This is a genomic window from uncultured Leptotrichia sp., from assembly GCF_938036635.1.
GTDB lineage: Bacteria > Fusobacteriota > Fusobacteriia > Fusobacteriales > Leptotrichiaceae > Leptotrichia > Leptotrichia hongkongensis.
In genome coordinates, this window is sequence record NZ_CALHQO010000371.1 from 1 (window position 1) to 5,822 (window position 5,822).

General features: G+C 28.5%; 6 protein-coding genes. 3 read left to right on the top strand and 3 right to left on the bottom strand.

What is annotated here, in order from left to right; genetic code table 11:
- Nucleotides 1-213 precede the first annotated feature (213 nt).
- The 3 genes from Q0370_RS07395 to Q0370_RS07405 are packed head-to-tail and all read left to right on the top strand — an operon-like array spanning nucleotide 214 to nucleotide 2,791.
- Nucleotides 214-1,155, top strand: coding sequence for a metal ABC transporter substrate-binding protein (locus Q0370_RS07395; RefSeq protein WP_299574067.1), 942 nt, complete (start codon nucleotides 214-216; stop codon nucleotides 1,153-1,155).
- A 51-nt stretch (nucleotides 1,156-1,206) separates the two neighbouring features.
- Entirely contained in the window at nucleotides 1,207-1,905 is a 699-nt protein-coding gene (locus Q0370_RS07400) for a metal ABC transporter ATP-binding protein (RefSeq protein ID WP_299574070.1), read from the top strand.
- Between the two features lie 43 nt (nucleotides 1,906-1,948).
- Nucleotides 1,949-2,791 (top strand): metal ABC transporter permease, encoded by an 843-nt coding sequence (locus Q0370_RS07405; RefSeq protein WP_299574072.1) that lies wholly within the window; start codon nucleotides 1,949-1,951, stop codon nucleotides 2,789-2,791.
- Nucleotides 2,792-2,883: 92 nt separating this feature from the next.
- Here Q0370_RS07405 and Q0370_RS07410 read toward each other — a convergent pair whose 3' ends face one another.
- The 3 genes from Q0370_RS07410 to Q0370_RS07420 are packed head-to-tail and all read right to left on the bottom strand — an operon-like array spanning nucleotide 2,884 to nucleotide 5,708.
- Nucleotides 2,884-4,110 (bottom strand): DKNYY domain-containing protein, encoded by a 1,227-nt coding sequence (locus Q0370_RS07410; RefSeq protein ID WP_299574075.1) that lies wholly within the window; start codon nucleotides 4,108-4,110, stop codon nucleotides 2,884-2,886.
- A 42-nt stretch (nucleotides 4,111-4,152) separates the two neighbouring features.
- Nucleotides 4,153-4,776, bottom strand: coding sequence for a protein adenylyltransferase Fic (fic, locus tag Q0370_RS07415; RefSeq protein ID WP_299574077.1), 624 nt, complete (start codon nucleotides 4,774-4,776; stop codon nucleotides 4,153-4,155).
- Between the two features lie 23 nt (nucleotides 4,777-4,799).
- Entirely contained in the window at nucleotides 4,800-5,708 is a 909-nt protein-coding gene (locus Q0370_RS07420; protein WP_299574079.1) for a regulator, read from the bottom strand.
- Nucleotides 5,709-5,822: the final 114 nt, after the last annotated feature.

A 5,822-nucleotide genomic window follows, 5' to 3' on the forward strand; every position in this document is an offset into this window, starting at 1 on the left:
ACATTTTTCTGCACTGACAAAAAACTCGCTATGCTCAGACAGTTTTGCCAGCACAGAAAAATGCTCCGACGGATTAGTTTATATTATGCTCTGTTTAAAAAATGAAAATTATATTTTAATTATTTGAAAACATTAGGTTTATAATCCTTTATTAGAAAAGTTTTTAATAAATTCATTATTTTATTACAAAAAATACATATAGGAGGAATTAAAATGAAAAAATTATTATCATTACTTTTATTATCAGCTCTGTTTATTTTTTCTTGCGGAAATAAATCAGAAACTAAAAAAGAGCAAGGAATAGCTACAGGAACAAAAGAAAAAATTGTAACAAGCGTACCGCCTTTAAGATGGCTTACTCAAAAAATTGCAGGAGATGATTTTGAAGTTATTTCAATTGTGCAGCCAAATATGAATCACGAACTATTTGAGCCAAAACCTTCAGATTTGAAAATTCTGGAAAATTCAAAAGTATTTTTCACTTACAATATGTTAGGATTTGAAGAAACAATTTCTAACAGCCTAAGCGATAAAAATAAAATTGTTAATGTTTTGGATGGTGTTGATAAAAATTTATTTATCAAAGGAAATCATGATCATGACCACGAACATGAGCATGGAGATGAACACAGTAAAAAGGAAGAACATGAACATCATCACGAGCATGAAGGACACGGTGGAATTGATCCGCATGTATGGTTCTCGCTTGATATGATGCCAAAAATTGCTGAAAATATAAAAAATGAATTGTCAAAACTTTACCCAGACAAAAAAGAAACTTTTGAAAAAAATTACAATGCTTTCATCACAGAACTTAATCAAGTAAAAGCAGAACTTTCACAAAAAATGGCTTCAAAAACTAAAAAATCATTTATGATTTACCACCCTGCTTTAAACTATTTCCTAAAAAATTATGCCATTGAAGAAATTTCAATCGAACAGGAAGGAAAAGAGCCATCAGCACAACAAATTAAAGAAATCATTGATGAAGCAAAAGAACATAACATAACTACAATCTTAGTTCAGCCTCAATTTCCAAAACAAAGTGCCGAAGCTATTTCAAAAGAAATTCCTAACTCAAAAGTCGCTGAATTTAACGTTGACAAGGAAAATGTCTTTGAAAATCTAAAACAATTTGTAGATTATTTAAATTAAAAATTTTTATTCAAAAAAGAACAAGAAGAAAAACGAAAGGATAAAAATTTGATGACTAACGGACAGAATAAAAAACTTGTGAGTGTACGAAATCTTAACTTTAAATATAACAACGACTATATTTTGAATGATATAAACTTAGATATTTTTAAAGGAAAAAATGTTGCAATTCTGGGAAGAAATGGTGGCGGAAAATCTACTTTAGTAAAAACCATGCTTGGATTTTTGAGAAAAAATTCTGGCAGTATTGAATTTTTTACAAGTGAAAACAAAATTGGATATTTACCACAAATAAGGGAGTTTGACACTTCCTTTCCCATTAATATTTTTGACTTGGTAATATCGGGATTGACTAATAAAAATAACCTTTTCAGAAGATTTAACAATGAAGAAAAAAGACGTGCTGAAATACTCTTGAAGGAATTTGATATTTTTCATTTAAAAAATAAATTAATAAATGAAGTGTCTGGAGGACAACTTCAAAGGGCATTAATTGCACGTGCCTTAATTTCTTCGCCAGAACTTATTTTTCTTGATGAGCCGGAATCATTTCTGGATAAGGAATTTGAATTTAAACTTTTTGAAAAAATAAAGGAATTGTCAGATTCAACAATCGTTGTGATTTCTCACGAGCTTGAAAAAATCTACGATTACATTGATTCAATTTTTGTCGTGGAAGGCAGTATCCGAGTTTACGAGAAAAAAGAAGATTACGTGTGCAGCAATCCTTACTTACATTCACACAAATAAAATTTACAAAATTAAAAGATAAATTATTAAAGATTGGGGAAATATGGAATTTATAAAAATTTTTGAATATGCCTTTATGAGAAATGCCCTTATTGTAGGGCTTCTTTCTAGTATATGCTGTGGAATAATAGGAACTTATATTGTAAATAAAAAAATGGTCTTTATTTCATCAAGTATCAGCCATGCCTCTTACGGTGGTATCGGAATAGGAATTTACCTGATTTACTTCTTTAACTTGCCAATAAAAGATCCATTATTTTTTGGACTGATTTTCTCAATATTGTCAGGTGTACTAATTTTAATCCTAAAAGATACCCTTCATGTTGACGGTGATTTGGGAATAGGTATTGTTATGTCAATGGGAATGGCTATCGGAATTATTTTTGCCTTCTTGACACCCGGCTATCAGGCGGATATGTCAACTTACTTATTCGGAAACATCCTTTTATCCAACACCCTAAACATAATTTTACTGCTAATACTGGACATAATTACAATCACATTTTTCATCATCTTCTACAAAAGCATCGTCTACACCAGCTTTGATGAAAACTTCTACAAAATCCACAGCGTACCAGTAACCTTCATAAACTACTTTATGATAATCCTAATATCCTCTGTCATAATAATAAACATAAAAACAATAGGAATTATCCTAATAATCTCAATCCTGACAATCCCACAAGCAATCGCAGCCTCACTCGCAAGAAAATACTCAACAATCATAATTCTATCCATAATTTTCTCATTCATCGGAATACTATCAGGACTATATTTTTCCTACACACTAAATATTCCATCAGGCCCTTCAATTATTGTACTGCTTACGATTTTGTTGGCGTTAGTTAAGATTGGGGGATTTGTGAAGGAGAAATTTTTGAATTAATAAATTTTTAACTATAAAACACCTTCCTTTTAGAGTAATTTTTAAAGTTACTATTACAATGGAAGGTGTAATTTTATTATAAATTTGTATTTTTATTTTTTAGAATTCCTGTTATTTTCTTTTTTTTCTAATTCATCTAGTTTTGCTTGATATTCTTCTATTTTTTTTCTGTAATATTCTTCATCTTTTTCTTCATCTTTATTTTCAAACTTTGATTCAATCATTGATTTTAACTTATTAGAAATTAACTTTTCTCCAATTTCATCTATTATAAAATCAACCTCATGTTTTATATCTGAATACTTTTCAGCTTTTTCTATTTTATCTACTAATCCTTTAATCTTTTCAGTAGCAAATTTCCCAAAAGTCGATTCTAAAAACATAGTATTCTTAAACAAATCAATAATATTAGCCCCAAAAGTTTTCACATCCTCTTTAATCTCAGCCTTAATTTTACCTTTTTTATTTTTACTCAAATAAATACAGTCTTTTGCCAAAACATCTGCTATCAAAAAAGGACTATGTGTTGCAAAAATCAATTTAAACTTTTTATCTTCATACTTTTCTAATTCTTCTATTAATTCGTATAAAAATCTTCTGCTCCATTCAGGATGTAGAAAAGTTTCTACTTCATCAAATAAAAGAGTTACATATTTCTTATTTTTAAATTCACCATTCAAAATACTGTAAAGTGTAGAAAAATAACCTAATTTTACCTTTTCTCCCTCACTTAGTCCTTCTTCTTCTATTTTTATAAATTCTACTTCTTTGAATAATGAATTTCCAAAATCAATTAAATATCTATTATGTGAATCTGCTGTAAACGAGTTAACAAAATAAACTTTATTTTTATCCTTTACTAAATTTTTAGACACACTCTCAAAAGTTTCATAATCTACATTTAATATTTCGCTAAAAAAAACGCTATGATTATACCCATATACAACATATATTTTTTTATCATATTTTAGAAAATAAAAATTACTATTTTTTACATTACTTGAAATTAATTTAAATTTTTTTACATCGTATTCTTCTTTATCTATTTTCAATTTTCCTGACTCACTTGAAAGTTTGTAAACAGGTTCTGATGTATCATAAGCATTTTTTTCAGATTTTATCGTTCTACTTCCTAAAAAATATATATTCTGACTATCAACAGCAATTTTATTATTCAAAATCCTAAAACTTCCAATATCTGCTCTCAAAACTTCCTTACCATCATAAAAAACTTTCCCGTCTTTCACAACATATTCTGAAAATGTTAAATTCCCAATTAAAAATAATAGCATTAATATTTTCAATAACTGCTTTTTCATTCAAACCTCCTTTTACAAATCAGTATAATTTCAAACATTTACTCATATATTTATCACATCATATTTTCTCATATTTTCATATTCATAAGACTGATTAATCCCATTCATAAATATATCTCTACTTTTCACATCTTCCGTCAAATTCTCCTTCAAAAACATCTTTAGTTCCAAATCATTAACCACACTTCTTTTCATTGCCGATAAATAATTATTTCTACTGATATTTTGCCAATTCACACACATTCCAAGACTTCTTATCAACATCTGATCCAGCCAAATCCTAGTCGTTCTTCCATTTCCCTCATAAAACGGATGCATTATATTCATCTCAACATATTTTTCAATTATTTCCTCAAAAGTATTTTCAGGCATTTTAGAAACGGTCTTTAAATTATCTTCAAGATACATCGCACGACAAAACACAGTATCGCCTTTCCGAATATCATGTTTCCGTATTTTTCCTGCAGTTCCATAACATTCCTGAAACAAATACCGATGTATTTCCTTCAATCCTTCAAAAGTTCCCACTTGAATACTTTTTAATATTCCATTATCAAATAATTCTTTTGCCCTTTTTTTACTCAAAAATTCTTCATCATCTTGTGAAACTAGCCTTTTTAAGATTTTGTCACTTTCATTTTCCCAAATGTATTTATTGTTTGCCATTTGTTTTTCCTGCTTTCATAAAATTATTTCCATTTTTGAAAAACCATTGAATTATATAATGCCTCAAATAAAGGAAGTTTTACTACCGCTGTTGCCCTTTCAGAAAAAATTATTTCATCTTCTCTTGTTTTTATTTCTAACATTCCTCCAAAATTTCTAGAAACTTTTATTGGCTGTAGTCTATTCCACGGATAAATTGCACCATCCACAACTAATCCTTCTTTTTTTATTATCAACTTATTATTTGGATTTTCAAAAACTTTATGAGCTTCATTTTGAAGTCTGTCAAGAGGCACAACTTTATCTCTCATAGCTCGATAAACTCTATCTCTACGCTTTCCAAGAAAATCTCTTTTACGGTAATCAGCTTTTATGTCTTCTTCTGAACGTACACCAAAAACTTCTTCCCCACCTGAATTTATAATTTCTTTGGAAACAGGGATTCTGTCAAGCAGATGATTTTTTAGAAGACTTTGTATAGTTTGTGATGGAAAAGCTATTTCAGATATTGTTCTCCAGTAATTCTTATTATTTCTATAAGCCAGGAAATCCCCTGAATATGTTGTTATTATAAAATATTCCAAAGATTTATAATCTATATCTTCATTTTCAACATTTGTAACAAAAGTATTTTCCTTCAATTCCACAGTTCTTATCCCATTAAACAATATCGTCATCAATATCGAAAAACAGAAAAATGCCGAAACTATCACACCAAGCATTGCCACTTGAAAAAAAGGCATCAAAATCCCACAAATTCCACCAATAATAATCCATTTTAATAAATTTCTATACGTAACTGTGCTAAATTTTATAAATACTCTCTGATTATCTGAAATATCCACACAGTTTACTATTTTTTCTTCTTTCCTCCCTAATTCTGATTGCTCTCTCATTCTTTCCGTTTCTACGTAGCTTTTTTCATCTTTCATAATTTTTATCCTCCTAAGTTTTTTGTATTTTTATTTAAAATTCGTAATCAAAACCTCTCTTGTTATAGTATTTTTATTTTTTACCTGATAATTTGAATTATAATAATTAAAATC

Bases quoted from the DNA above. Each gene is read 5' to 3' on its own strand.
- Q0370_RS07395 (WP_299574067.1), top strand. From the start codon at position 214: ATGAAAAAATTATTATCATTACTTTTATTATCAGCTCTGTTTATTTTT.
- Q0370_RS07400 (WP_299574070.1), top strand. From the start codon at position 1,207: ATGACTAACGGACAGAATAAAAAACTTGTGAGTGTACGAAATCTTAAC.
- Q0370_RS07405 (WP_299574072.1), top strand. From the start codon at position 1,949: ATGGAATTTATAAAAATTTTTGAATATGCCTTTATGAGAAATGCCCTT.
- Q0370_RS07410 (WP_299574075.1), bottom strand. From the start codon at position 4,110: ATGAAAAAGCAGTTATTGAAAATATTAATGCTATTATTTTTAATTGGG.
- fic (WP_299574077.1), bottom strand. From the start codon at position 4,776: ATGGCAAACAATAAATACATTTGGGAAAATGAAAGTGACAAAATCTTA.
- Q0370_RS07420 (WP_299574079.1), bottom strand. From the start codon at position 5,708: ATGAAAGATGAAAAAAGCTACGTAGAAACGGAAAGAATGAGAGAGCAA.